The sequence below is a fragment of the Thalassobacter sp. HA4-2 genome, from assembly GCF_055693705.1.
The window spans coordinates 1,739,828-1,765,573 of sequence record NZ_JBVFUK010000001.1 but is presented as its reverse complement, the minus strand read 5'-3'; the positions used below and the strand labels follow the sequence as shown (position 1 = coordinate 1,765,573).

Below are 25,746 nucleotides of genomic sequence, written 5' to 3'. Positions count from 1 at the left end.
TACCATGATCCGATTCACACCCCTGTGCCTTGCCGCGCTGATTGCAGGGTCCGCCGCCGCGCAAGACGCGCTGCCCGATGACCGAGAGGCGCGTAAGATGCTGTTCGGCACGCGCGGATCCGAAGGGGCCGTGGCCGCCGACATCGACGCCGAGACTGCGGATCTGCTCGGCCGGGTCGCCGTGACCCAAAAGTACTACGGCGCGATTGCCTTTTCCCCCGACGAGGGCCTGTTGTCCGAAGCGACGGTGGCCGCTGCCAACTACCACAGCGTCGAACCGGCCCGGGCGGCCGCGTTGAAGGAGTGCAATTCCAAGCGTGCCTCCGGCACCTCTCCTTGCGTGATCGGGGCCGATATCCTGCCTCGCCGCTACGCCGAGGGGCGTGATCTGCAACTGTCTATCGACGCGACCTTTGCCTTCACATCTGAATATCGCCGCGCAAAGGATCCCAAGGCCTTTGCCATTTCCGGGGACACCGGTGCGTGGGGGATCGGCACCGACGCAGACACGGCCATAGCGGCTTGCGCCAGTGACGGCGCGTCCGATTGCGCCGTGGTGATCGAAAACTAAGTGTACGACAGCGAGCGCGACCTTTTGTAACCTCGTCCTAAGACCTATCGGTCATTAGCTACTTCAAAGCCGCAGACGCGCCCTACGGGAGACTTCCATGGACTACACCCAGGCCATTGATGCCGCCATTGACGCCCTGCACGCCGAGGGGCGCTATCGCACGTTTATTGATATCGAACGGCGGAGGGGACAGTTTCCCCATGCCGTCTGGCGCAAGGATGACGGGTCCGAGCGGAACATCACTGTTTGGTGCGGCAACGACTATCTGGGCATGGGGCAACACCCCGTCGTGCTGGAGGCGATGAAGGACGCGGTAGATGCGACCGGGGCCGGGTCGGGGGGCACGCGCAATATCTCGGGCACGACGATCCACCACAAAGCTCTGGAGGCGGAGCTGGCCGATCTGCATGGCAAAGAGGCGGCGCTGCTGTTTACATCTGCCTACATCGCCAATGACGCGACATTAAGTACGCTACCTAAGCTATTGCCTGGATTGATTATTTATTCTGATGCGTTGAACCACGCCTCTATGATCGAGGGCGTGCGCCGCAACGGTGGGGCCAAACGTGTGTTCCGTCACAATGACGTGGATCACCTGCGGGCACTGCTGGCCGCTGATGATCCTGCCGCGCCCAAGCTGATCGCCTTCGAATCCGTCTATTCCATGGACGGTGACTTTGGCGTGATCGAGGCCATTTGCGACGTGGCCGATGAATTCAACGCCCTCACCTACATTGACGAGGTGCATGCAGTGGGCATGTACGGCCCGCGCGGCGGCGGCGTGACGGAACGTGACGGCCTTGCCCACCGAATTGACCTGATCAACGGCACGCTTGCCAAGGCATACGGCGTCATGGGGGGCTATGTTGCGGCCAGCGCGCGCATGTGCGATGCGATCCGCAGCTATGCGCCCGGCTTCATCTTCACCACGTCCTTGCCGCCTGCGGTGGCTGCCGGGGCGGCGGCGTCGGTCAAGCACTTGAAATCCGACCAGACCTTGCGCGACACCCACCAAGAGCGCGCGGCGGTGCTGAAATTGCGCCTGCGTGGGCTGGGCCTGCCCATCATTGATCACGGCAGTCACATCGTTCCGGTGCACGTGGGCGACCCGGTGAAATGCAAAATGATTTCGGACCGTTTGCTGTCGGATCATGGGATCTACGTGCAGCCGATCAATTTTCCCACTGTCCGCAGGGGGACAGAGCGGCTGCGCTTTACCCCGTCGCCCGTGCACACGCCCCTGATGATCGAGGGCCTCGTGCGCGCCATGGATGATCTCTGGTCACATTGTGCGCTGAATCGTGCCGAATTAACCGGTTGATAAGAACTCAGTGCGCGCGCGATGAAACTCTGGTAAGGATGTTGCCAGTAGATCGACGAGTCGGTTTGCAATAAGGCAGGTAAAACAGCGTAAATCGCGAGGCAGGGGCCATGTTCGCCCGAATTTTTGGACAAGATACGCCGACCAAGGCACCGGTCGACCGTGGTTTCGATAGTTTCGAGCTGCGCTTGGGGGATGTTATGCGTGGCGAGCGGGCCACGCTGGGCAAGTCTCTTTTGGATGTACAGCGCGAATTGCGCATCAAGGCGGCCTATATCGCGGCCATCGAGGACTGTGATACATCGGCGTTTGAAACCCCTGGGTTCATCGCCGGCTACGTGCGGTCCTACGCCCGCTACCTTGGTATGGACCCCGAATGGACGTTTGCAGCCTTTTGCGCAGAGGCCGGATTTGCCGGTGTGCATGGCCTATCGGCGACCGCCGCAACGGCCGACGCGCGCCCCATGTCTGAAGCGCCACCCCTTCGGATGGACCCCAACGATGTTCTGGCTACGGCACGCACCCCCTTCGGTGCGCCTACGACCGGTTGGATGCCTCAGGTGGAACCCGGCGCGCTCGGCTCCTTTGCCGTGTTGATCGCCCTGTGCGCAGGCCTTGGCTACGGTGGTTGGTCCCTGCTGCAAGAGGTGCAGCGGGTGCAGGTTGCCCCGATTGAGGCCGCGCCGGACGTCGTAGCTCAGATCGCCGACCCATTGGCAAGTATGGCCGTTCCGGTCATCGATAACCAACAGATTGCCTCGGTCACCACGTCTGTGCGCACCCCGTCATCGGAGGCTTTGGATCGTCTGTACCGACCACAAGCCCTTGAAGTTCCGGTCCTTATTCCACGCGACGCCCCGATTTCCACGATTCAGCCCGGCGCCCTCGGCGCGCTTGCGCAGACGCCGTCCGTGGTGGATGTGCTGCCCGCCTCCGTCAGTTCGGAAGAGGCGTCGTCCGTGCCTCAGGTCCTTGCACAAAAACCCGATGAAGTCGTTTTGTTCGCCGTGCGTCCAGCTTGGGTTCGGATTAGCGGCGCAGACGGGACACTCGTATTCGAGAAGATTCTGGATGCGGGCGAAAGTTTTGCCATCCCGCAGACGGAAGCGCCCCCGACGTTGCATGCGGGCAATTCCGGTTCCGTGTATTTCATGATTGGCGGGCAAAGTTATGGTCCCGCTGGACCTGGTACCTCTGTCGCCCGTGGCGTTGTCTTGGGTGTTGAGGCTCTGACCGAGACCTACGCCGTGGCCGATCCGTCAGCCGACCGCGATCTTGGAACAGTAGAGGCAAGTCTGATCTTGCCCGATGACGCGCCACTCCAATAAAGCCAACTGTGCAAGGTTGTCCTGAGTTGTAAGCCCAGCCTGACAGGGTTAGTTTTGCGGCAACACGCTGCCAGTTGCCGCAACCACGAAAGGTGTTCCATGTCCCTACACGCTATCCGTCCTTGGCGTCAGATCGAGCGTCGCAAAAGTCGCCAGATTATGGTGGGCAATGTGCCCGTCGGGGGCGATGCGCCGATCACTGTGCAGACCATGACCAACACACTGACCACAGACGTGAAGGCGACCATAGCGCAGATTCAAGCTGCGGCGGATGCCGGTGCAGATATCGTGCGCGTGTCCGTACCCGACGAAGACAGCGCACAGGCGATGAAAGAAATCGTGCGCGAAAGCCCGGTGCCCTTGGTCGCTGACATCCATTTTCACTACAAACGCGGGATCGAAGCCGCAGAGGCGGGGGCCGCGTGCCTGCGGATCAACCCCGGCAACATCGGGGACGAAAAGCGCGTCAAGGAAGTCATCAAGGCTGCCAAGGATCATGGATGCTCGATCCGCATTGGGGTCAACGCAGGATCGCTTGAAAAGCACCTGTTGGACAAATATGCGGAACCTTGCCCTGATGCGATGATCGAGTCCGGTCTCGACCATATCAAGATCTTGCAGGACAACGATTTCCACGAATTCAAGATCAGCTGCAAGGCCTCGGACGTGTTCATGGCCGCTGCCGCTTATCAAGGCCTGGCAGAGGTCACCGACGCGCCCATTCACCTTGGCATCACCGAGGCGGGTGGTCTGGTCAGCGGGACGATCAAATCTGCGATTGGTCTGGGCAACCTTCTTTGGTCGGGGATTGGTGATACAATTCGGGTCAGCCTATCCGCCGACCCTGTCGAAGAGGTTAAGGTCGGCTATGAAATCCTGAAGTCTCTGGGTTTGCGGCACCGTGGTGTCAACGTGATAAGCTGCCCCAGTTGTGCGCGGCAGGGGTTTGACGTGATCAAGACTGTGGAGACACTGGAAAAACGTCTCGAACACATCAAGACGCCCATGTCCCTTTCGATCATCGGTTGCGTGGTCAACGGCCCCGGCGAGGCGCTTATGACCGATGTCGGATTTACCGGCGGCGGCAATGGCGCGGGCATGGTTTATTTGGCGGGCAAACAAAGCCACAAGCTGTCGAACGAGCAGATGGTCGAACACATCGTTGAGCAGGTCGAGAAAAAGGCTGCCGAGATCGAAGCCGCTCAAGCTGCTGAATAAACGCCGTAAATTGCAATAAGGAGGGGGCCAGATGGCCCCCTTTTGAGTTGCAGCCTTATTCGGCTGCGATCTTGATGACCGGTTGCATGCGGGCCAGAATATCCTCTGCGAGATGGCATTTGACCTGATGACCCGCGTCCAACATGCGCACGGGCGGTACCTCTCGGTCGCACAGGCCGTCGGGCACCTGATCCTTCCACCGGCAGCGGGTTTGGAAAGGACAGCCCGAGGGCGGGTTCATGGCCGATGGAATGTCGCCCTCCAACACGATGTGCTGTTTCTGGACTTTTGTGTCCGCGATGGGAACGGCCGACAACAGCGCCTCTGTATAGGGGTGATAGGGCGGGCTAAACACTTGATCTGTCGTGCCCAATTCCACCACGTGGCCCAGATACATCACCATCACTCGGTCCGACAGATAGCGCACGATGGACAGGTCGTGGCTGATGAACAGCAGGGTGGTCTTGTTCTCGCGCTGGATTTCCATCAGCAAATCGGTGACAGCGGCCTGCACGGACACGTCCAACGCGGACACTGGTTCGTCTGCCACCACGATCCGCGCGTCGCCTGCAAAGGCCCGCGCGATACCGACCCGCTGCTTTTGCCCGCCGGACAACTGGCGCGGCATCCGGTCTGCAAAGGCGCGGGGCAGTTTTACTAGATCAAGCAGGCTCAACATCCGATCCCGACGTTCAGCGTCACTGTTGCCGATGCCAAAGATCTCCAACGCGCGGATGATTTGCCGCCCCACCGTCATGGAGGGGTTCAGCGTATCAAACGGGTTCTGGAACACCATCTGAATGTCTGCCACGGTTTTGGTGTCGCGCCTTTCGATGGGGATGTCTTGGATTTGTTCGTTTCCAAGGATGATCTTACCGTCGGTTGCGGTCTCCAAGCCCATGAGAACCTTGGCAAAAGTGGACTTGCCGCAGCCGGATTCACCCACGATGGCAAGGGTCTCGGACTCGCGCGCCTCAAAGCTCAGAGTCTCGTTCGCCTTGACCACCTTCTTGTCGCCGCCGCCGAACAGGGCACTGGCCGCAACCTCGTAGTATTTCTTGAGGTTGTCCATCCGCAGAACGACATCGCCGGGCTCATTTTTCCCTTTGTCTTCCCCGACCTGGATCGGGGCATTCCAATCAATCTCGTTGAATTTCAAACAGCGCGAGACGTGGCGGTCGTTGCCCGCGACAGGTTCCATCGTGATGGCCCCCGCGTCGCAGCGCCCGGCCTCGAAATAGTCGCAGCGCGGGCCGAAGTTACAGCCCGGCGGGCGTTCGTGCGGCAGGGGGAAATTGCCTGGAATCGCAATGAGGGGGCGGGCGTTTTTATCGGCGCCGGGCAAGGGGATAGACCGGAAAAGCGCCTGGGTGTAGGGATGCTTCATGTCGTCGAAAACGTCTTCGATCGACCCGCGCTCCACGGCCTCACCGGAATACATCACGCACAGGCGGTCGCAGGTTTCCAACACGAGGCCGAGGTTGTGCGAGATAAACAGCATCGAGGTGCCGTATTTCTTGCCCAGATCCTTGACCAACTGGACAACGGCGGCCTCTACGGTCACATCCAGCGCGGTGGTGGGTTCGTCAAGGATCAGCAAGGAAGGCTTTGACATCAAGGCCATAGCGATCACGATCCGCTGCTGCTGGCCGCCGGACAACTGGTGGGGATAAGACCTCAGCATCCGTTCCGGGTCGGGCAGTTTCACATCTGTCACGACCTCTAGGGCGCGCTTGTAGGCTTCGGCCTCGGACACGCCTTCGTGGATGATCGGCACCTCCATCAACTGTTTGCCGATTTTCATGGCCGGGTTCAAAGAGGCCATAGGCTCTTGATAGATCATGGCAATTTCGTTGCCACGGATATCGCGCAGCTCTTCCATTGACATCTCGCCCAGATCGCGGCCTTTGAACTTGATGGACCCGCCGACGATGCGTCCGTTTACGCCCAGATCCTGCATCACGCCCAAGGCCACGGTCGACTTCCCGCAACCGGATTCTCCGACCAAGCCAACGGCTTCGCCCGGTTTGACGGAGACGGAGAAATCCATGACCGCAGGAATTTCCCGCAACCGCGTAAAAAAGGAAATCGACAGTTTGTCGATCTCTAGAATGGGACCATCGTAGGTGTCTTTGGCCATGTTAACTTTCCCTGTGTTGGGTCGAAAATCCTATGTCACCTCGGGTACATTCCCCGTACACTCGTGTGATTTAGAGATTGTCGACCTTTCTGTGTGGCGCGTCGCGCTCTTCATTGGGTTGTAAATACCCCTGGGGGGGCCGGGGGGCAAAGCCCCCCGTGGGTCGCCGTCAGGCGAAACACCTTAGTCTTTCAGGCTCTCTTCGCGCAGGCCATCGGCCAGCAGGTTCATGCCCAGCACCAGTGTCAGCAAGGCAAACGCCGGTGGTAGCGGTGGGTGCAGGAAGATCGAGATCAGCTTGCGCCCTTCGTTGATCGTGGAACCCCAGTCCGGCGACTCCGGCGGCAGGCCCAGTCCGAAGAACCCGAGGGTCCCGAGCAGAATGGTCGTGTAGCCGATCCGCAGGCAAAAATCGACGATCAGCGGGCCTCGGGCGTTGGGCAGGATTTCCCACAGCATGATGTACCACGGGCGCTCCCCCGGGTCTGGGCGGCTGCCACATAGTCCCGGGTTTTGATGTCCAGGGTCAGGCCTCGTACGATCCGGTAAACCGTCGGGGAGTTTACGAAGACCACCGACACGAAAACCACCAGAATTTCAGGCGGTGGGTTGAAGAAGTCCAGCGGCCAGAAGGCGATGGTGGACCCCGGTACGTTGATCACGCTCATGTACAACAGCAGACAGGGGATCAGGACAATCGCCAGCCAAATGTAGGCCTTGGATGGATCCGTGCGGAACCGCGACCAGAGCAGTACCGAGAAAAAGATCAGCGGGAACAGGAACAAGATTGCGCCCATGTATTGGGGCAGGCCCGTGGCCACGATCTCCGGCGTGACCAGCAGGTAGAACAGCAGGATCACCGGGAAAGCGAGGATCAGGTTGGCAAGGAAGGACAAAAAGGTGTCCAGTTTGCCGCCGTAGTACCCAGCGGGCAGGCCCAGCGTGATGCCGGCCATGAAGGCAAAGATCGTCGCCAGTGGGGCGATCACGATCACCACCGTGGACCCGGCCACCATACGGCTGAATACGTCCCGGGCCAGGTTGTCACCGCCCAGCAGGTAGAAAGGCAGCTGTCCCTCTTCGGCCCCGCGCAGGGGCGTGCCGGGAACCTTGTTTTTCATGCCTGACACCGCGTCCAGCGGGTCAAACATGGCGATCCAGCCAAAGGCGCCGTAGAAAAAAGCAGTGTAGACCCAGAACATCACGATGCCGAAACCGATCATGCCGATCGTGCTGTCCATCAGTTTGCCATAGAGGCCCAGTTTGCGTTTGTAATAGATCGACACGCCAAAGGTCACGACCAGCGCCACCCAGACGGGCAGGAAGGCCCGCATGACACCGCCGACGATGCCTCCGCCTTGCCAGCCTGCGATCATGCCGCCCACGATATAGCCCAGCAGGATCACAACCAGACCGGCCATGGACCATTTGGTTAGGGCATTGGACCACGCCCGTGGCCCGCCCGTGCGCACGATTGTGCCGTCTGTGTTAAAGGACAGGCGTTCCTCTGGCAGGACCCAGCCCACCAGCGTTTGCGCCACGATCCCCGCCGCCAGCAGGATCAATGCCAGATAAAGCGGGTAGTTCAGAAAGGACCCGAGGGTCCCAGTCCAGGTTAAGGGTTCCATCATGACCTCCTAGGACACACGAATGCGGGGGTTGAGGAACACATAGCCGATATCAGAGATCAGCTGTGTGGCGAGGACGACAAAGACCGACACGACCGAAACCGCCAGCAGTAGCTCGATGTCGTTGTTGCCCGCGGCTTGAACCAGGGTCCAGCCGAAGCCTTTGAAGTTGAACAGGGTCTCGACGATCACCACCCCGTTCAGCAGCCATGGGAACTGCAACATGATGACGGTGAAGGGCGCGATCAGGGCGTTGCGCAGGGCGTGCTTCATCACGATCTTGCCAAAGCTGACCCCCTTCAGGCGCGCGGTGCGCACGTATTGGGCGGTCATGACCTCGGTCATACTCGCCCGGGTCATGCGGGCGATATAGCCCATGCCATACAGGGCAATCGTGATCACTGGCAGAAAGAAGTTTTCGAAATTCGCATCCTCCATGGCCGATGTGGCAGTGCCCTTGAACAAGGTGCGCCCCTCGATCAGGCCGTTGGCCGACAGCCATTGGTTCAGGGGCGAGGCAGAGGCGGCAAAGAGGGCGATGAACAGAACCCCCGAGACATATTCTGGCGTTGCCGTGGCGGTGATCGAGAAGGTGGACAGGCTGCGGTCGAGGCGCGAACCTTCCTTCATGCCCGCCAGCACGCCCAAGATCAGAGCACCGGGAACCATGACCACCATGACCCAGAACATCAGCTTGGCCGTTTGGGACCCGCGTTCGGCGACGATGCCGCCCACCTCTGCCTTAAAGACGCTGGATTGGCCCCAATAGCCTTGCAGCAGGCCACAGTGGCTGGGCGCGTCGGCTGGGTCTTCGGACAGGCCCACGCAGCGGCCGCGCAGGCGTCCGTCATCTTCGGTGTAGGTCCAGCCGGGGGCAACACCCAACCAGCGGCCGTATTTAACCAGCATGGGGTCGAGGTGGCCGTTCTTGTCCAGCCAGCTTGCGACCTGTTCGTCGCTCATCCGGAAGTTGCCTTCGGTCTTGGCCAGTTTTTCAAGGTTCGGGTAAAGGTTCGTCAGCCAGAAAACGATGAACGTCAGGCAAAGCGCCGTCAGCAACATCACTCCGAGGCGGCGGAGGATGAAAAGTCCCATGGGGGTCCCCTGTGTTTACGCCCAGATTTTTCTTTGGGGCCCCGGGGGGCCATGGCAGCGGGCGTATTTAGAAATGCCGCGCCCCTTGGGGGACGCGGCGGTGTCTGGTCGGAGGCCTTAGGCCGCGACACCCCATTTGTAGATCTGGGGCAGGTAGGCGATGTGCATGTCCAGACCGACGAACCCGGGACGGGTGTGACGGTACAGGGCACGCCAATAGGGCTGGATCGTGACACCTTCCTCGATGACGATGGCCTGAATTTTCGCCATCACCTCGCGGCGTGCATCTGCATCCGCGATGGAGTTTGCCTGCGACAGCAGGGTGTCGAACTCCTCGTTGGACCAGCCAAACTCGTTCCATGCCACGCCGGACCGATAGGCCAGACCTAGAACCTGCGTACCCAACGGACGGTGGTTCCAGTTGGTGGAGGAGAAGGCGTACTTCGTCCAGTCGTTCCAGAAGGTCGAACCGGGTAGGATGGTCCGCTTTACCTTGAAGCCTGCATCGCGCAGCTGTTCAGCCACAGCGTCGGTGGTGTTCCGGCGCCAGTCGTCGTCAATCGAGTGGATCTCGAACTCGTAGTCCGCACGACCCGAGGCATCCAGCAGCTCTTTCGCTTTTGCCGGATCGTAGGGGATCCGGGTCACGGAGGCGTCATGCTCGGGGTGGACAGGACCGACATGGCAGTTGTCCGCAGGGATACCGCGACCGGCATTGCCCAGCTCGTTACACACGGCGTTGTCGACAGCCATGGCAATCGCCTGACGCAGGCCTTTGTCCGCGTAGATCCGCTCGCCGTTTTCGTCTTCGGCCAGCTGGTTTGGACGCACCACGATCGTGGAGCCTGTTGCCACTTCGGACCGTTCCCAACCCAAAGCGTCGAAGATATCAACGAAATCGCCGATGTTTTCGTACAGGGTGTCGACTTCTTCGGCTTCGGCTGCGGCCACCCAAGCGGAGGGGTCGGTGCCATAGTCGATGTATTCGATGGTATCGAGGAAGCCGCCTTTGCCAGCGGCGTAGCCCCACCACTCATGCTCGGTGTTACGCTCCAGCACGGACTTCACGCCCACTTCGTGCATGGTGCTCAGGTACGGACCGGTCCCGATTTGGTTGGCCAGAATGTCCGCCGGGTCGGTATCGGGGTGCAGCACGGCCGCGGGGTAGTCTGCGATACCGGGGATCAGCGTGATGTCGGGCTGACGCAGGTTCAGACGCAGGGTCAGATCGTCGATCACTTCGATGGCGCCTTCGGCGGCCATGTTGGTTTCGGGATCCACGATCGACGTCACACGGGCCGCCATTGAGTTACCCTCGGCATCGCCCTCGGCCCAACGGCGGAAGTTGTAGGCGACGTGTTCGGCGGTAAAGTCGTCGCCGTTGTTCCACTTCACACCGGGGCGTACTTTCATGGTGTAGACCGTGGCGTCGTCGTTGACCTCCCACGACTCGAGCAACATGCCCTCGAAAGTCCCGTCCGAGTTGTACTCGACCAGATACTCCAACCAACCGGCGGATACGTGGGCCATTTGGGTCCAGTCGAAGGTCCGTGGATCTTTCAGCGCGCGCACCTCCATCTGCATGCGCAGGGTGCCGCCTTGCTGGGCATGGCCAGCGGCGGCTGCGGGTTTCGCGCCGATCAGGCTGTAGGCCGCAGCAGAGGTCACACCAAGGGCGGTCGCACGGACAAGGAATTCACGACGGTCCATAAGACCCTTCTTGAATTCCTCGGCATACATCACGGCACCGGGGTGCATTTCGGTTTCGCTTAGCGTCATTAATCAGTTCTCCCTGACACATATTTTTATCTGACAAAGAGGGTCATTCATCCAACAGCGGCGTTTGCCGCTGCCTTTCCCCACTTCAATCACACTCATTAGCGCCGCAAAGCCGGGCCGCGTCAACGGTAGCTTTCGACGTCGAGCGGCACAAAAACGACATTTTGATGTCGTTTCAAGTCGATTCTGGGAAACAGTTAATTTTAGGCGACAAGCTGCGGTGCAGCATGGGTACGGAATTGACCCGGCGTCACCCCGGCATGGGCCGCAAAGGCGCGGCTGAAGTAGGCGGGGCTGGAATAGCCAAGGGCGCGGGAGATCGCCGCTGCGCTGTCGTCCGTGTCCACCAAAGCCGTGCGCGCGGCGTGCATCACCCGGTCTTGTAAGTAGGCGGCCGCCGTCTGGCCTGCGGTCTGACGCAGGGTGCGGGTCAGGTGCGTCGGCGTCATGTCCAGTGTCGCGGCGATCTGCGCCAATGTGGGCGCCTCGCTAAATCGCGCCTCGACCTGCGCGACAAAGCGGGCGGCCAGCTGCGTCGCCTTCGTGTCCTTGTGTGCGGTTACGTTGCGCGCGTCCAACCAGGCCGAAATTAACAGGCAATGGGCCAGTACCAGACGGGCTTGTGCGCGCCCCGGTGTGCTCAGGGCCCGGCGCAGGGCGTCGATTTCCGTGGACAGTTCGCTTTGCAAGTCCCGGTCCGCGATCCGCTGGGCAAAGGCCGTTTGGGGCAGGGGAATGGTGCCGGGCAAAGTGATCAACGTGCCCGCCCCGGTGGACAGGGGGGCCAGGGCAAAGGGCACGCCTGCGGGCACAAAGGCCACCGCATGTGCGCCTAGACCACGTGTCACGCCATTCATCATCAGCCGTGCGTTGCCCCGCGTCAGCCAGATCAGGGTCGGCGCAGGCCGGGCATGGGGCAGGGCGTGTCGCCACGCCTCGCGGTGCATGGCTGTCGATGCCGAAAAGGACGCGACATGGGCGGTGTCCCGCGCCGCCCGTTCCATCTGATGTTCGATCATTGCACCCATACCCCACAAGATTACCAGCGCTTGTGGCGAAAAGATGGCAAAACGGCAAGCGGGTCACATTTTCGTCATATCCACCGGCGTCCAATCGCCCATGCGCGCCTTGAACCATGTGCGTTGCCGCTTGGCCATTTGGCGCGTGGCAAGCGTAGCGGCGGCGCGGGCCTGATCCAGCGTCAGGGTGCCTTGCAGGTGGGCGATCAGCTCCGGCGCGCCGATGGCGCGGGCCGAATGGTGGGCGGGATTCCATGTGGGCAGGTTGGCGTGCGCTTCATCCAGCGCGCCGTCCGTCAGCATCATGTCAAAGCGACGGTTGATGCGCGGCGACAGCCAGTCCTTTGGCGCATCCAGCACCAATGCGGCGCAGTCATGCAGGGGCAGGCGCGGGGGCGGTGTGTCGTCCTGCCAGACGTGCAGGGGACGGCCCGTCGAACGCTCCACCTCCCACGCGCGGGACACACGCATGGGGTTAAGCGTGTCGATGCGGGACAGAGTGTCGGGGTGGATCTCGGGGATCATCTGATCGACCGTGCGCGCCATGGCCTGCGCCCGGACCTCCGGGGGCGTGGCGGGGATGTCGGCCAGCCCCTCGGTCAGAGCGCGGAAATACAGCCCCGTGCCGCCCACGATAATGGGCCGCGTGTGGTCCAGCAGCGGTTCAAGGTCGCGCATCCAGTGCCCCACGGAATAGGCCGCATCCCCGGGCACATGGCCATAGAGCGCATGGGAGGCCTGTGCGATGTCCGCGGCCGGCGGGCGCGCGGTCAACACCGACCAGTTGCCAAAGACCTGCAGCGCGTCCGCATTGATCACGGTGCCGCCCTGACGGGTGGCGATTTCCAGCGCCAGCGCAGACTTGCCACTGGCCGTGGGGCCTGCGATCAGGACTGGTTGCTCCGAGGATATGGTGTTGATGTCTATCAATGACTTACATTGCGTTCTTGATGTTGTCTCGAATCCCGTTGCGCGCGCGCAGCATTTGCGGGATATTGCACACGTTTGCTTGACCTGACAGGAGCCGTCCATGACCGCCGCCAAACCCGCCTACACCCGCGTGATGCTCAAGATTTCCGGGGAGGCGTTGATGGGGGATCAGGGGTTCGGGCTGCATCCGCCGACCGTGCAGCGCGTCGCCCAAGAGGTCAAGAAGGTCCACGACATGGGTGTCGAGATCTGCATGGTCATCGGGGGCGGCAACATCTTTCGCGGCCTGTCCGGGTCCGCCCAAGGGATGGAGAGGACGACCGCCGATTACATGGGGATGCTGGCGACGGTGATGAACGCCCTTGGTATGCAAAGCGCGCTGGAAGAGCTGGGCATCCACACCCGCGTCATCAGCGCCATCACCATGAACGAGGTAGCCGAACCCTACATCCGCCGCCGCGCCGTGCGCCACCTCGAGAAAAAGCGGATCTGCATCTTTGCCGCCGGGACCGGAAACCCCTATTTCACCACCGATACCGCCGCCACATTGCGCGCCAATGAAATGGCCTGTCAGGCGATCCTGAAAGGCACCAAGGTGGACGGTGTCTACGACAAGGATCCGGTGAAACACGCCGACGCCGTGCGCTATGATCGTGTCAGCTATGACCAATGTCTGGCGGATCACCTAAACGTCATGGATGCCAGCGCCATCGCCCTTGCGCGCGACAACAACCTGCCGATCATCGTGTTCTCCTTGGATGAACCGGGCGGGTTCAAGGGTATTCTTGCGGGCGAGGGCACCTATACAACCGTTTGTGAACAGGTATAAACCCGACCAAAGAAAAGGAGAGCGGGCATGTCTGACGACTTTATGCTGGATACCGACGACCTCAAACGCCGCATGGACGGCGCCATGACCAATCTGAAAACCGAATTTGCGTCTTTGCGGACGGGCCGGGCCTCGGGCTCGATGTTGGAGCCTGTGATGGTGGACGCCTACGGATCCATGACGCCAATCAACCAGGTGGGCACCGTGAACGTGCCAGAGCCACGCATGGTGACGATCAACGTCTGGGACAAAGGTCTGGTGGGCAAGGTGGAAAAGGCGATCCGCGAGTCCGGGCTGGGTATCAACCCCCAGACCAACGGCACGATCATTATGCTGCCGATCCCCGAGTTGAACGAGGAACGTCGCCGCGAGCTGACCAAGGTCGCGGGCTCCTACGCCGAACACGCCCGTGTGTCCGTGCGCAACGTGCGCCGCGACGGGATGGAGCAGATCAAGAAGGCCAAGGACGGCATGTCCGAGGATGATGCCAAGCTGTGGGAGGGCGAGGTGCAAGAAATGACCGACGCCTACATCAAGAAGATTGATGCCGCCCTTGAGACCAAGCAAGAAGAGATCATGCAAGTCTAGCGCGTCAGGCCCCCTCGGGGGCCTTTTGCGTTTGTATGAGGGGGGCAACATGGCCAAGTCGACACAGACAGGCGGGCCGCGTCACGTGGCCATCATCATGGATGGCAACGGGCGTTGGGCGCAAAAGCGGGGGCGTCCGCGCTTGCTGGGCCACCGCGCAGGGGCCCGGCGGGTGCGCGAGGTGGTCGAAGCCTGCCCCGATCTGGGCGTCGGCTATTTGACGATCTTTGCCTTCTCGACCGAGAACTGGAAACGCACCCAGACCGAGGTTGCGGGGCTGATGCTGCTGTTCCGCCGCTATATCGAGCGTGAGGCCCAAAGCCTGTATGACGAAGGCGTCTGCGTTCGTTTCATCGGGGACCGGGTGCGGCTTGATCCCAAGCTGGTTGGTCTGATGGACATGGTGGAACACAAGACCTGCGACAACACCCGGGTGAACCTGACCATCGCCCTGAACTACGGCGGCCGGGACGAGGTTGCGCGGGCGACCAAACGGCTGGCAGCCGATGTGCGCGACGGCAAGCTGGACCCCGACCAGATCGACGACGAAACCCTGCCGCGCTATCTAGACACCCGCGTATTGCCGGATCCCGACCTTGTGATCCGCACCAGCGGCGAGGCGCGGATTTCCAACTTTCTGCTGTGGCAGTCGGCCTACGCGGAATACGAATTCGTGGATACGCTCTGGCCCGATTTCACCCGGGAACACTTTGAAACCATTGTGGGCCGCTACGGCAAGCGCGAACGGCGCTTTGGCGGGGTGCGGACATGAGTGCCGATAAGTGGGGCGACCTTGGCCCTCGCGTTGGCACCGCCATTGCCCTGACCGCCGTGGCCGTGGCGGGGGTCTGGGCGGGCGGCATCTGGTTCGCCGGACTGATCGCCCTGATCTGCGCCACCATGATCTGGGAGCTGGCCACCATGATCGGGGCAGGGCGCAAACGGGCCTTGGTCCTTGGAGCTGCCGGTTTTGCCGCGCTGATCGCCGCCTATCTGTTTCCCATCGAGTTAATCTTGCCCCTGCTGTTGGGCGTGCCCATGGCGGGCATTGCGATGCTGAACGTGCACCGTCGCATCTTTATGACGTTTTCAATCGCCATCCTTCTGGCCGGGCTGGGCCTGACAATTCACCTGGAAAACTTTGGCGTGGTCTGGATGATCTGGCTGGTGGCGGTGGTCGTGGCCAGCGACGTGATGGGCTATTTCGCCGGGCGCATGATCGGGGGGCCAAAGTTCTGGCCCGCGATTTCACCCAAGAAGACATGGTCCGGCACCATCGCGGGCTGGTTCGGCGCGGGTGTCGTGGGGGCCGTGACCATGGTCTATACGGGCACGGGGGTTTCGTTGATTTCGATCTCTGTCGCGCTGGCGATGATGGCGCAGATGGGTGATATCGCGGAGAGTGCCGTAAAGCGGAAGGTGGGGGTCAAGGACAGCTCCAACCTGTTGCCCGGTCACGGGGGGCTGTTTGATCGGTTCGATGCCATGATCGGGGCGGCGGTCCTGCTGCTGTTGATCGAGTCCGTGGCCGAGTTCCCGCCGGTCGGTGCCTATTGATGCGCAGCGTTTCGATTTTCGGGGCCACCGGGTCCATCGGGCAGAATACCATCGACCTGATCCGCCGCGCGCCAGATGACTATAGCGTGATCGCCCTGACCGGGGGCAGCAACATCGCGCAGCTGGCTGCGGACGCGCGGGCCTTGGGCGCCCAGATCGCGGTTACGGCATTCGAGGATAGGCTGTCGGACTTGCGTGATGCGTTGGCCGGCTCGGGGATCGAGGTGGCCGCAGGAGCCGAGGCCATGGCCGAGGCCGCAGACCGTCCTGCCGATTGGACCATGTCTGCCATCGTCGGGGCCGCTGGCATGGTGCCTGGCCTGCGCGCCTTGGCCCATGGCGGCACGCTGGCGCTGGCCAACAAGGAAACACTGGTCTGCGCGGGCCCCTATTTCATGGACCAAGCGGCGGCCCATGGGGCCACTGTCTTGCCGGTGGACAGTGAACATTCAGCGGTGTTTCAAGCCCTTGTCGGCGAAGACCTCGCAGAGGTGGAGCGGATCGTGATCACCGCCAGCGGCGGGGCCTTGCGCGACTGGCCCCTAGAGGCGCTGCAAAAGGCCACCGTAGCCGAGGCCTGCGCCCATCCCAATTGGGACATGGGGCAACGGATCACCATCGACAGCGCATCCATGTTCAACAAGGCCATGGAGTTGATCGAGACCCGCGAGTTTTTCGGCGTGGACCCCGGCATGATCGAGGCGGTGGTCCACCCGCAATCCATGATCCACGCGCTGGTGGGCTTTCGCGACGGGGCGTTGATGGCCCACCTTGGCCCGCCCGATATGCGCCACGCCATTGGCTACGCGCTGCATTGGCCCCAGCGGCGCGACCTGCCTGTGGCGCGGCTGGATCTGGTGCAGCTTGGCACATTGGAGTTTCGCGCTGCCTGCGAGGACCGCTGGCCGGCCTTGCGCCTTGCGCGCGAGGTGATGGAGATGCGCGGGCTGGCCGGGGCCTGTTTCAACGCCGCCAAAGAGGCCGCCCTTGATGCCTTCATCGCTGGCGACATCGGGTTTCAGACCATGTCCCACGTGGTCGAGGAAACGATTGCCACGTTGCACCGGCAAAACCGCCTTGAAGGTGCCACAATCGATCTTGATAACATCCTAGACGTGGACCACCTAAGTCGGGTGGTTGCCGCAGAGGTGGCCGCGCAACGCGCACTGGCCTGAGCAGCAAAACAACGGGGAGAATACCCTTGGACATCAGTTTGATCCCGCAACTTGGCGGAGTGATCTGGACATTGATCGCCTTCGTGGTGGCCCTGTCCATCATCGTCGCCATCCATGAATACGGCCACTACATCGTGGGTCGGTGGTGCGGGATCCGGGCCGAGGTGTTTTCGATCGGGTTCGGCAAGGTCTTGTATGCCCGCACGGACAAACGCGGCACCCAGTGGCAATTCGCGGCCCTGCCGTTCGGCGGCTATGTGAAATTCGCAGGCGACGCCAACGCCGCCAGTGTGGGCGGGGACGCGGGCGATGTGGAATACGCCCGCGACACCATGCCCGGCGCGCCATTGTGGGCCCGCGCCTCGACGGTTGTGGCCGGGCCCGTGTTCAACTTTATCCTGTCGATCCTTGTGTTCGCCTGCTTCGTCCTCGTGGGCGGGCAGGCCGTGGAGCAGGCCAAGGTCGGTGAGTTGAAGTCCTTGCCTGCGGAACTGAACCTGTTGCTACCGGGCGACGAGGTCGTGTCGGTGAACGGCACCCCCGTGGACACGTTGTCCGGTTTGATGGATTGGGCCCGCGAGACACCGCCCAGCCAATTCGTCACCTACGAGGTGATCCGCGACGGCGCTACCATCACCGTGGATGCTGCGTTTCCCATGATGCCCGTGGTGGACAGCTTGCAACCCCGATCTGCCGCGATGGACGCCGGGCTGGAGGTGGGCGACGTGATACAATCCATCGACGGCACCCCGATTTATGCGTTTGAGCAATTGCGCACGGCGGTCGGCGCGTCCGACGGCAATCCGCTGGAACTGTCCGTCTGGCGCGCAGGGCAGACCTTGGACGTCACTCTTGCGCCCCGTCGCGTAGATCTGCCCCTACCCGAAGGCGGGTTCGAGACGCGTTGGCTGATCGGCATCACGGGGGGGCTGTTCTTTGAACCCCTGACCGAAAGCGCGGGCTTTGGCGAGGCGCTGCAATACGGGGCCAACCAGACGTGGTTCATCATCACCTCGTCCCTGTCGGCCCTGTGGCACATTGCAACGGGCGCAATTTCGACCTGCAACCTGTCCGGTCCCGTGGGCATCGCGGAAACCGCCGGCTCCACCGCGTCGCTGGGGGCCACGCAGTTCATCTGGTTCATCGCGGTGCTGTCCACCGCCGTGGGCCTGTTGAACCTGTTCCCAATCCCGGTGCTGGACGGTGGCCACCTTGTGTTCCACGCCTACGAGGCCGTGACGGGCAAGAAACCGTCTGATGGTGCTCTGCGGGTCCTGATGACCATCGGTCTGGCATTGATGGGCACGTTGATGCTGTTCGCGCTTAGCCAGGATTTCCTCTGCCCCTGAGAGGGGTTAAAGAAAAGTTAAACTTCCCCCGGGACTTGCCTCAAATCGCCCTATCTGAAACTTTACGAAAAACAACAAACCCACCCCGGGGGGACGATGACAGTACTTACCACCACCGACGGGCAGGCGAACCTGCCCCGGTACTTTGCCCGCGTCTTTGCCATTGCCAAAAAACTGGACCACGGGCGCATTGATCTGATCCTGCCTGATGGCCGCCGTTTCCGTGCAGAGGGGCCCAAACCCGGCCCCGTGTGCGAGGCGCAGATCCACAACCCCGACATCTTTGCCCGCCTGATCCGCGACGGCGATCTGGGGTTCTGCGAAGGCTACATGGACGGGTGGTGGGACACGCCGGACCTGATGGCCTTCTTTGATTTCCTACACGCCGACAACTATGCGATTTTCGATGGTTTCCCCGCCATGAAACTGGTGGCCATGTACGAGCGGTTGCGGTTCTGGCTGCAACGCAACACCAAGGCGCAGGCCAAGAAAAACATCAGCGCGCACTACGATCTGGGCAATGATTTCTACGGGTTGTGGCTGGACGATACCATGACCTATTCCAGCGCCCTGTTCAAAACCGGGCAGGAAAGCACCGAAAAGGCGCAAGAACAGAAATACGCCTCGATGGTGGATCAAATGGGCGCGCAGCCCGGGGATCACGTGCTGGAAATCGGCTGCGGTTGGGGCGGGTTCGCGGAATATGCAGCCAAGGAACGGGGCCTGAAGGTCACTTGCCTGACCATCAGCAAGGAACAATACGACTATGCGGTCGAGCGGATCGAAAAGGCGGGCCTGTCGGACAAGGTCACTTTCAAGCTGCAGGATTACCGCGACGAGACCGGCACCTATGATGGCATCGCCAGCATCGAGATGTTCGAGGCCGTGGGCGAACAATACTGGCCCGTCTATTTCGAGACCTTGAAAAAGCGTCTGAAGCCCGGCAAGAACGCCACCCTGCAGATCATCACCATCCAGGACCACCGGTGGGAGATCTACCGCAGCGCCGTGGACTTCATTCAGAAGTATATCTTCCCCGGCGGCATGCTGCCCCCACCCAAACGGCTGGCCGAGGAAATCGACGCCGCGGGTCTGGCCAAAGTGGGCGAGATCAGCTTTGCCGAAAGCTATTCCATCACCCTGCGCCGCTGGTACGACACCTTCAACGCCAAGTGGGACCAGATCGCCAAGCTGGGCTTTGATGATCGGTTCCGGCGCATGTGGAACGTGTATCTGACGTCCTGCGCGGCAACCTTTCACGGGGCCAATTGCGACGTGATCCAGATCACTGTGCAGAACCCCGAATAATGCCTACTGCGGCCAAACTGGTTTCGGCTCTGCTGTTCGCTGCCGTGGGCTTGGCGGCCTCCTTGGTCGTGATCTGGACCGTGCGTCCAGCCCTTGCACCCTTTGGCCCGTTCACCTTGCTCAACACCGGGCTGGCCCTTATTTTGGGCTGGCGCACCATCGGCACCCGGGTCGGGGAGCGGTGGGGTGTCTCGCTGTCGGCCGGTTTGCTGGCGGCGGCCTTCCTGCTGGTGCTGGTGATCGGATTGCAAGCCTTCTGGGAGGTCAATATGCGTGGCATCAACCTGCGATACTCGGAACTGGATCAGGCGGCCAACGACATGATCGCAATCGCGTGGCGCATGGCCCAGCAGGCGGCGACCCCGCCTATCATGGGCACTCTGTTTGGCGGCGGCGCGCTGACGGGATTGATCGGGCACGCGGTGTCCCGAGTGTGGTCGTGATGGACCTGTTTGTCTTTGGCACCCTGCGCCACCTGCCTTTGCTGACCTTCGTGATGGGCCGCACGCCCCAGACGGCCCCCGCCCATTTGCCGGGGTGGCAGGCGCTTTGCGTTGCGGGTCACGAATTCCCAGTTCTGGCCAAAGGCCCGCGCGGGGCGGACGGTCTGCTGGTGCGCGACGTGACCGTTGCCGAACGTGCGCGTCTGGACTACTATGAGGGCGGTTTCGGATACGACCTGACGCCCATGCAGGTGCAGACGGCCACGGGCACCGCACAAGCCATGGTCTACGTGACCGACGACACCGCCCCCACGGAACAGCCGTGGTCCCTTGCCGCATGGACCCGCGACTGGGCCGCCACCACGATGGAGGCTGCGGCGGAAATCATGCGTGGGTATGACACCGGCGTGCCCTTGGCCGAGATCGACGCGCGCTTTGGTATCATTCGCGCCCGGGCGGCGGCGGTCGTCAACGCGCGCACCCACCACCGCCCCAACACCATCGGTAGTCCCCTTGGGGCCAAGGATGCGACCCTGACGGACCACACCATGATCTACGAGGGGTTCTTCCGGGTCGAGGAATTCACCCTGCATCATACCCGCCACGATGGCACTCAGTCCCAGCCCATGCACCGCATGGTTTACCACGTGTCCGACGCAGTCACGATCCTGCCCTATGATCCCGTGCGCGACCGGGTCATGCTGGTGGAACAGATCCGCTTTGGCCCCCTGATCAAAGGCGATCCGCAGCCGTGGCTGCTGGAGCCCATTGCGGGCATGATCGACGCGGGTGAAACCGTGGTCGAGGCCGGTCTGCGCGAGGCGCAGGAGGAGGCGGGCCTGACCCTGCCTGAGGACGCGCTGCATTGGGTGGGCCGCTACTACCCCACGCCCGGCAGCGTAGCGCAACTGTTGTTTACATATGTGGCCACCTGCGATCTGCCCGACAGCGCCGCAGGTCTGGGCGGGGCGCAAGAAGAGAATGAAGACATCCGCGCCCATCTTGTCAGCTACAATGCGCTCATGGACATGGTCACCTCGGGCGAAGCCGCGAACGCGCCCCTGATCATGTCGGCCCAATGGTTGGCCCTGCACCGCGACCGACTGCGCGCCTGATCCTCATTGTTCCACAAATACCCTCGGGGGTGAGGCGCGCCGCGCCGAGGGGGCAGCGCCCCCCAACCCAAAACATAGCGTGCGGCGCAGCCGCTCCGTTTGGTCAAACCGCGCACATCTGCTTGAGTTGCGCGGCCACGGGGCATAGATGTGATCCAACCAACGCCGGAGCTTGCCATGACTGTTCATTCCGACCTCGCCGCCGCTATCGGCAGCACGCCCCTGATCCGCCTGAATGCCGTCAGTGACGCCACGGGCTGCGAAATCCTTGGCAAGGCAGAGTTCATGAACCCCGGCCAATCGGTCAAGGACCGCGCCGCGCTCTATATCATCCGCGACGCCGTGGCCTCGGGCCGGTTGCAGCCGGGCGGCACGATTGTCGAGGGCACGGCGGGCAACACGGGCATCGGTCTGGCCCTTGTGGGCGCCTCCATGGGCTTCAAATCCGTGATCGTCATCCCCGAGACGCAAAGTCAGGAAAAGAAGGACATGCTGCGCCTTGCGGGTGCGGAATTGGTGCAGGTGCCCGCAGCCCCCTACAAGAATCCAAACAACTACATCCACTATTCCCGGCGGCTGGCCGAGGCACTCGCCAAGACAGAGCCCAACGGCGCAATCTGGGCCAACCAGTTCGACAACACAGCCAACCGCCAGGCCCATATCGAGATGACGGGGCCAGAGATCTGGAATCAAACCGGGGGCAAGGTTGATGGCTTTATCTGTGCCGCAGGGTCCGGTGGCACCGTGGCGGGGGTCGGGATGGCGCTGCAACCCAAGGGCGTGAAGGTCGGTCTGGCGGACCCCATGGGTGCGGCGCTCTACAACTTCTACACCGAAGGCACGCTGTCCTCCGAGGGGACCTCGATCTCCGAAGGGATCGGGCAGGGGCGCATTACCGCAAACCTTGACGGCTTTACCCCCGATTTCGTGTGTCAGGTCAGCGATGAGGAGGCTTTGCCGATTGTCTTTGACCTGCTGCAGAACGAAGGGCTGTGCATGGGCGGGTCAACCGGGGTGAACATCGGCGGTGCGGTCAAGATGGCCCGCGACATGGGGCCGGGGCATACGATTGTGACGATCCTGTGTGACTACGGCACGCGCTATCAATCCAAGATCTACAACCCTGAATTCCTGCGCTCCAAGGGCTTGCCCGTGCCCGGGTGGCTGGATCGTGCACCCCAAGACCTGCCCTCTGCCTTTACAGACGTGTAACCGACCGTGACCCAATTGATCGCCTTTGCCCGGGTCTTCCTGATCTGGCTGTTGCTGGCTATGCCCGCCGCCGCCCAGACCGCCGCGCCTGAAACCACCACCCTGACCGAAGAGGCCTATGCCGATTGGGGCAATCTGGCCACCCGGGCCGAAGAGGTGCTGGATCGCGGACTGGCCTCGACAGCCGCGCTGGAGGAAATGCGGCGCCAGCTGGCAGAGTGGCGAGAGCGGTTCCGCATCGGCCAGACCGCCCAGGCCGCCCGCATCCAGACCGTGCGCGAACAGATCGCCGCCCTTGGGGCAGAACCCGCAGAGGGAGAGACCGAGCCATCTGAGATCACCACCCGCCGGGCCGAACTGCGCACCCAGCTCGCCGCGCTGGAGGCCCTGGGCCGCGCCGCCACAGAGGCGTTCGAGCGGGCAGGCGGCCTGATCGGCGAGGTGGATCAAGTCATCGCCGCCCGGCAGGCAGAGGCGCTGTTCGATCTGGACAACGCCCCGATCAACCCGGTGCACTGGGTGCCCGCGTTGGTGTCTTTGGGCGAGTACTCCACGCGCTTGGAAACCGAGCTTGCGGACAGCTTCGATACCCAGATTGAACGGGATGCCCTGCGGGCCAATATCGTCCCTATCGGTCTGCTGTTGCTGGCCGCGTTGGTCCTGTTCTTGCGTGCAGGGCGCTGGCTGGGCCTTGTCGTGGAACGGATTGCCAAGGGCGAAGACAACAGCCCCCTGCGCCGGATTGGGGTCTTTCTGGTATCGGTCGGGCAGGTGGTGTTGATCACCCTTGGGGCCTTTGCCCTTGCCAAGGCGGCGGACTACGCTGGACTGGCGGGCCTGCGCACGACACGGCTGGTGGACCTTGTGCCATGGGTGGCCCTGTCCATCATTGGCGCGCGCTGGCTGGGCTGGCAGGCCTTCCCGCGCCGCGAGACGGCCTTTGCCATTCTGACCCTGCCGCCCGAAAAGCGCGGGGAGGGGCGTTGGCACGCGACCATGCTGGGCCTGTTCTTTGCGGTGGCCCTTGTGCTGGGCACGGTGGCGGACACGAGTGAAAGCTTTGCCGCCTATGTGTCGGTGCTGTCTTTCCCGCTCTACGTGGTCACAGGCATCGTTCTGATCCGCTTGTCGCAACTGCTGGTCGCCCATGCCCGCGCGGCCATCGAAGCGGCGGAGGAGGCGGTGTTCCTGCCCCAAGTCGTCCGCATCCTGGGCCGGGCCATCAGCGTGGTTGCCGTCGTCGGCCCGGCCCTGTCCGCGTTCGGCTACGCCAATGCGGCGGCGGCCCTGGTCTGGCCCACGATATTGTCCTTGGCGCTTCTGACGCTGATCTCGGCCACACAGGCGCTGATCTTTGATTTATACGCGGTGTTGACCCGGCGCAGCGAAGATACCCGTGCGGCCCTTGTGCCCACCCTGATCGGCTTTGCCGCGTGGCTGGGGTCGGTGCCCCTGTTTGCCTTGATCTGGGGCATGCGAACGACCACCCTGCGCGAACTTTGGGCTGCCTTTTTGAACGGCGTCGATCTGGGCGGGACAGTGATTTCGCCGATGAACTTCCTCACTTTCGCCATCGTGTTTTCCATCGGATACATGCTGGTGCGGGTGGTGCAGGGGGTCTTGCGTAACTCTGTCCTGCCGAAGACCAAGATGGACGAGGGCGGCAAGAACGCCATCCTGTCGGGCACGGGCTATGTCGGCTTCTTCATCGCCGCCCTTGTGGCCATCACCCTTGCGGGGATTGACCTGTCGGGCCTCGCCATCGTTGCCGGTGCCCTGTCCGTGGGTATTGGTTTCGGTCTGCAAACCATCGTGTCGAACTTCGTCTCCGGCATCATCCTGCTGGTGGAGCGGCCCATCAAGCTGGGCGATTGGATCAGTGTGGGGGGCGTGTCGGGCTATGTGCGCGACATCTCTGTCCGTTCTACCCGGATCGAGACCTTTGACCGCCAGGACGTGATCGTTCCCAACGCCGACCTTATTGCTGGGGTGGTCACGAACTACACCCTGTCCTCGACCTCTGGCAGGGTGATCGTGCCCGTGGGGGTCGCTTATGGGTCCGACACGCGCCAGGTCGAGGCCGTCCTCAAAGAGATTGCCCATAACCACCCCATGGTGCTTTTGAATCCACCTCCATCCGTGGTGTTCCAAGGCTTTGGCGCGGACAGTATGGATTTCGAGATCCGCGCGATCCTGCGCGACGTGAACTGGATGCTATCGGTAAAGTCCGATATGAATCACGAGATTGCCAAACGCTTTGCCGAAAAAGGGATCGAAATTCCGTTCATGCAGCGCGACATCTGGATCAAGAACCCAGAGGCGCTGGTGCCCGGTACAACCGAGGATCCAGCCACATGACCGACCTGCTGTTCCGCGACGATGTCATGAAAAAGACCTGCCGCTCCGTGATCACCGGTCACACCCCCGAAGGGGGGCTGGTGGTGGACCGGACGATCTTTTATCCCACGGGCGGTGGGCAGCCGGGCGACAGCGGCCGCATCACATGGGCCAATCCCTCGGGGGGCGGACGCGATATCGCCACAGCCGTGAAGGCAGGTGCCGACGGGCAGAGCGTGGCCCTTGTGCCCGCCACCGCCGAACCGCTGCCCCCCGTTGGCACCCAGATCACCCAGGCCATCGACTGGGACCGCCGTTATCGCCACATGCGAATGCACACGGCCTTGCACCTGTTGTCGGTGGTGATCCCCGCGCCCGTCACCGGCGGGTCCATCGGAGCCGAAAAGGGGCGGCTCGATTTCAACCTGCCCGAGTTGATCGACGACAAGAACTTCATCCAGGCCAAGCTGACCCAGCTGATCGGCGGGCATTTCGATGTGACCGAGGAATGGATCACCGAAGGGGAGCTGTTGGCCCAGCCGGAGTTGGTCAAGACAATGTCCGTGGCCCCGCCAATGGGACAGGGCCGCGTGCGTCTGGTGCGCATCGGGGATGGCACGCGCACCGTGGACCTGCAGCCCTGCGGTGGCACCCACGTGGCCAACACCCGCGACATCGGCGAGGTGCGCCTGGGCAAGGTCGAGAAGAAGGGCAAGATGAACCGCCGCGTGAGCCTTGTCTTTGCCGATTGATTGGGGGCCAGCCCCCAAACCCCCGGGCGTATTTTTGACCCAATGAAGCAGG

The 25,746-nt window shown here is 62.0% G+C and carries 21 protein-coding genes and 1 pseudogene; 16 read left to right on the top strand and 6 right to left on the bottom strand.

Annotation, left to right across the window (positions count from 1 at the left end; genetic code table 11):
- Positions 1-4 precede the first annotated feature (4 nt).
- The 4 genes from ACZ1G0_RS09040 to ispG all read left to right on the top strand — a co-directional run bounded on the left by ACZ1G0_RS09040 (position 5) and on the right by ispG (position 4,438).
- A complete protein-coding gene (locus tag ACZ1G0_RS09040) occupies positions 5-571 on the top strand; it encodes a 5-aminolevulic acid synthase (protein ID WP_472736644.1) in 567 nt (188 codons plus the stop codon).
- Positions 572-668: 97 nt separating this feature from the next.
- Positions 669-1,892 (top strand): 5-aminolevulinate synthase, encoded by a 1,224-nt coding sequence (gene hemA / locus ACZ1G0_RS09035; protein WP_472736643.1) that lies wholly within the window; start codon positions 669-671, stop codon positions 1,890-1,892.
- 110 nt (positions 1,893-2,002) lie between these two features.
- On the top strand, positions 2,003-3,220 hold the full coding sequence (locus ACZ1G0_RS09030; protein WP_472736642.1) for a helix-turn-helix domain-containing protein: 1,218 nt from the start codon (positions 2,003-2,005) through the stop codon (positions 3,218-3,220).
- 99 nt (positions 3,221-3,319) lie between these two features.
- Positions 3,320-4,438, top strand: a complete 1,119-nt coding sequence (gene ispG / locus ACZ1G0_RS09025) for a flavodoxin-dependent (E)-4-hydroxy-3-methylbut-2-enyl-diphosphate synthase (protein ID WP_472736641.1) — start codon at positions 3,320-3,322, stop codon at positions 4,436-4,438.
- Positions 4,439-4,493: 55 nt separating this feature from the next.
- Here ispG and ACZ1G0_RS09020 read toward each other — a convergent pair whose 3' ends face one another.
- From ACZ1G0_RS09020 to miaA, 6 genes and pseudogenes are all read right to left on the bottom strand, one after another.
- On the bottom strand, positions 4,494-6,578 hold the full coding sequence (locus tag ACZ1G0_RS09020; protein ID WP_472736640.1) for a dipeptide ABC transporter ATP-binding protein: 2,085 nt from the start codon (positions 6,576-6,578) through the stop codon (positions 4,494-4,496).
- 183 nt (positions 6,579-6,761) lie between these two features.
- Positions 6,762-8,206, bottom strand: a pseudogene (locus ACZ1G0_RS09015) (ABC transporter permease).
- Positions 8,207-8,215: 9 nt separating this feature from the next.
- Positions 8,216-9,301 (bottom strand): ABC transporter permease, encoded by a 1,086-nt coding sequence (locus ACZ1G0_RS09010; RefSeq protein ID WP_472736639.1) that lies wholly within the window; start codon positions 9,299-9,301, stop codon positions 8,216-8,218.
- Positions 9,302-9,418: 117 nt separating this feature from the next.
- Positions 9,419-11,080, bottom strand: coding sequence for an ABC transporter substrate-binding protein (locus tag ACZ1G0_RS09005; RefSeq protein ID WP_472736638.1), 1,662 nt, complete (start codon positions 11,078-11,080; stop codon positions 9,419-9,421).
- Positions 11,081-11,283: 203 nt separating this feature from the next.
- A complete protein-coding gene (locus ACZ1G0_RS09000; RefSeq protein WP_472736637.1) occupies positions 11,284-12,108 on the bottom strand; it encodes a helix-turn-helix transcriptional regulator in 825 nt (274 codons plus the stop codon).
- A 54-nt stretch (positions 12,109-12,162) separates the two neighbouring features.
- Positions 12,163-13,029 (bottom strand): tRNA (adenosine(37)-N6)-dimethylallyltransferase MiaA, encoded by an 867-nt coding sequence (gene miaA / locus ACZ1G0_RS08995; protein WP_472736636.1) that lies wholly within the window; start codon positions 13,027-13,029, stop codon positions 12,163-12,165.
- 100 nt (positions 13,030-13,129) lie between these two features.
- On the opposite strand from miaA, the gene pyrH reads away from it, so the two are divergent.
- From pyrH to ACZ1G0_RS08935, 12 genes are all read left to right on the top strand, one after another.
- Positions 13,130-13,858 (top strand): UMP kinase, encoded by a 729-nt coding sequence (pyrH, locus tag ACZ1G0_RS08990; RefSeq protein ID WP_472736635.1) that lies wholly within the window; start codon positions 13,130-13,132, stop codon positions 13,856-13,858.
- A gap of 27 nt (positions 13,859-13,885) precedes the next feature.
- Positions 13,886-14,446: a ribosome recycling factor gene (frr, locus tag ACZ1G0_RS08985; RefSeq protein WP_472736634.1), complete on the top strand. Its 561-nt coding sequence runs from the start codon at positions 13,886-13,888 to the stop codon at positions 14,444-14,446.
- Between the two features lie 49 nt (positions 14,447-14,495).
- Complete coding sequence (uppS, locus tag ACZ1G0_RS08980) at positions 14,496-15,218, top strand: polyprenyl diphosphate synthase (protein ID WP_472736633.1); 723 nt, start codon at positions 14,496-14,498, stop codon at positions 15,216-15,218.
- Positions 15,215-16,003: a phosphatidate cytidylyltransferase gene (locus tag ACZ1G0_RS08975; protein ID WP_472736632.1), complete on the top strand. Its 789-nt coding sequence runs from the start codon at positions 15,215-15,217 to the stop codon at positions 16,001-16,003. The genes uppS and ACZ1G0_RS08975 overlap by 4 nt, the downstream gene beginning before the upstream one ends.
- The gene (gene dxr, locus ACZ1G0_RS08970) at positions 16,003-17,178 is read left to right on the top strand and encodes a 1-deoxy-D-xylulose-5-phosphate reductoisomerase (RefSeq protein WP_472736631.1); all 1,176 of its coding nucleotides are present in this window, start codon (positions 16,003-16,005) and stop codon (positions 17,176-17,178) included. The genes ACZ1G0_RS08975 and dxr overlap by 1 nt, the downstream gene beginning before the upstream one ends.
- A 26-nt stretch (positions 17,179-17,204) precedes the next feature.
- Entirely contained in the window at positions 17,205-18,527 is a 1,323-nt protein-coding gene (gene rseP / locus ACZ1G0_RS08965; RefSeq protein ID WP_472736630.1) for an RIP metalloprotease RseP, read from the top strand.
- 96 nt (positions 18,528-18,623) lie between these two features.
- Entirely contained in the window at positions 18,624-19,835 is a 1,212-nt protein-coding gene (locus ACZ1G0_RS08960) for a class I SAM-dependent methyltransferase (protein ID WP_472736629.1), read from the top strand.
- On the top strand, positions 19,835-20,278 hold the full coding sequence (locus ACZ1G0_RS08955) for a TrgA family protein (protein WP_472736628.1): 444 nt from the start codon (positions 19,835-19,837) through the stop codon (positions 20,276-20,278). Before ACZ1G0_RS08960 ends, ACZ1G0_RS08955 begins: the two co-directional genes overlap by 1 nt.
- On the top strand, positions 20,278-21,393 hold the full coding sequence (locus tag ACZ1G0_RS08950) for a gamma-glutamylcyclotransferase (RefSeq protein WP_472736627.1): 1,116 nt from the start codon (positions 20,278-20,280) through the stop codon (positions 21,391-21,393). Before ACZ1G0_RS08955 ends, ACZ1G0_RS08950 begins: the two co-directional genes overlap by 1 nt.
- A 177-nt stretch (positions 21,394-21,570) precedes the next feature.
- A complete protein-coding gene (locus ACZ1G0_RS08945) occupies positions 21,571-22,605 on the top strand; it encodes a cysteine synthase A (RefSeq protein ID WP_472736626.1) in 1,035 nt (344 codons plus the stop codon).
- A gap of 6 nt (positions 22,606-22,611) precedes the next feature.
- Entirely contained in the window at positions 22,612-24,963 is a 2,352-nt protein-coding gene (locus ACZ1G0_RS08940) for a mechanosensitive ion channel family protein (protein WP_472736625.1), read from the top strand.
- A complete protein-coding gene (locus ACZ1G0_RS08935; protein ID WP_472736624.1) occupies positions 24,960-25,694 on the top strand; it encodes an alanyl-tRNA editing protein in 735 nt (244 codons plus the stop codon). Before ACZ1G0_RS08940 ends, ACZ1G0_RS08935 begins: the two co-directional genes overlap by 4 nt.
- The last annotated feature ends 52 nt before the right edge of the window (positions 25,695-25,746 follow it).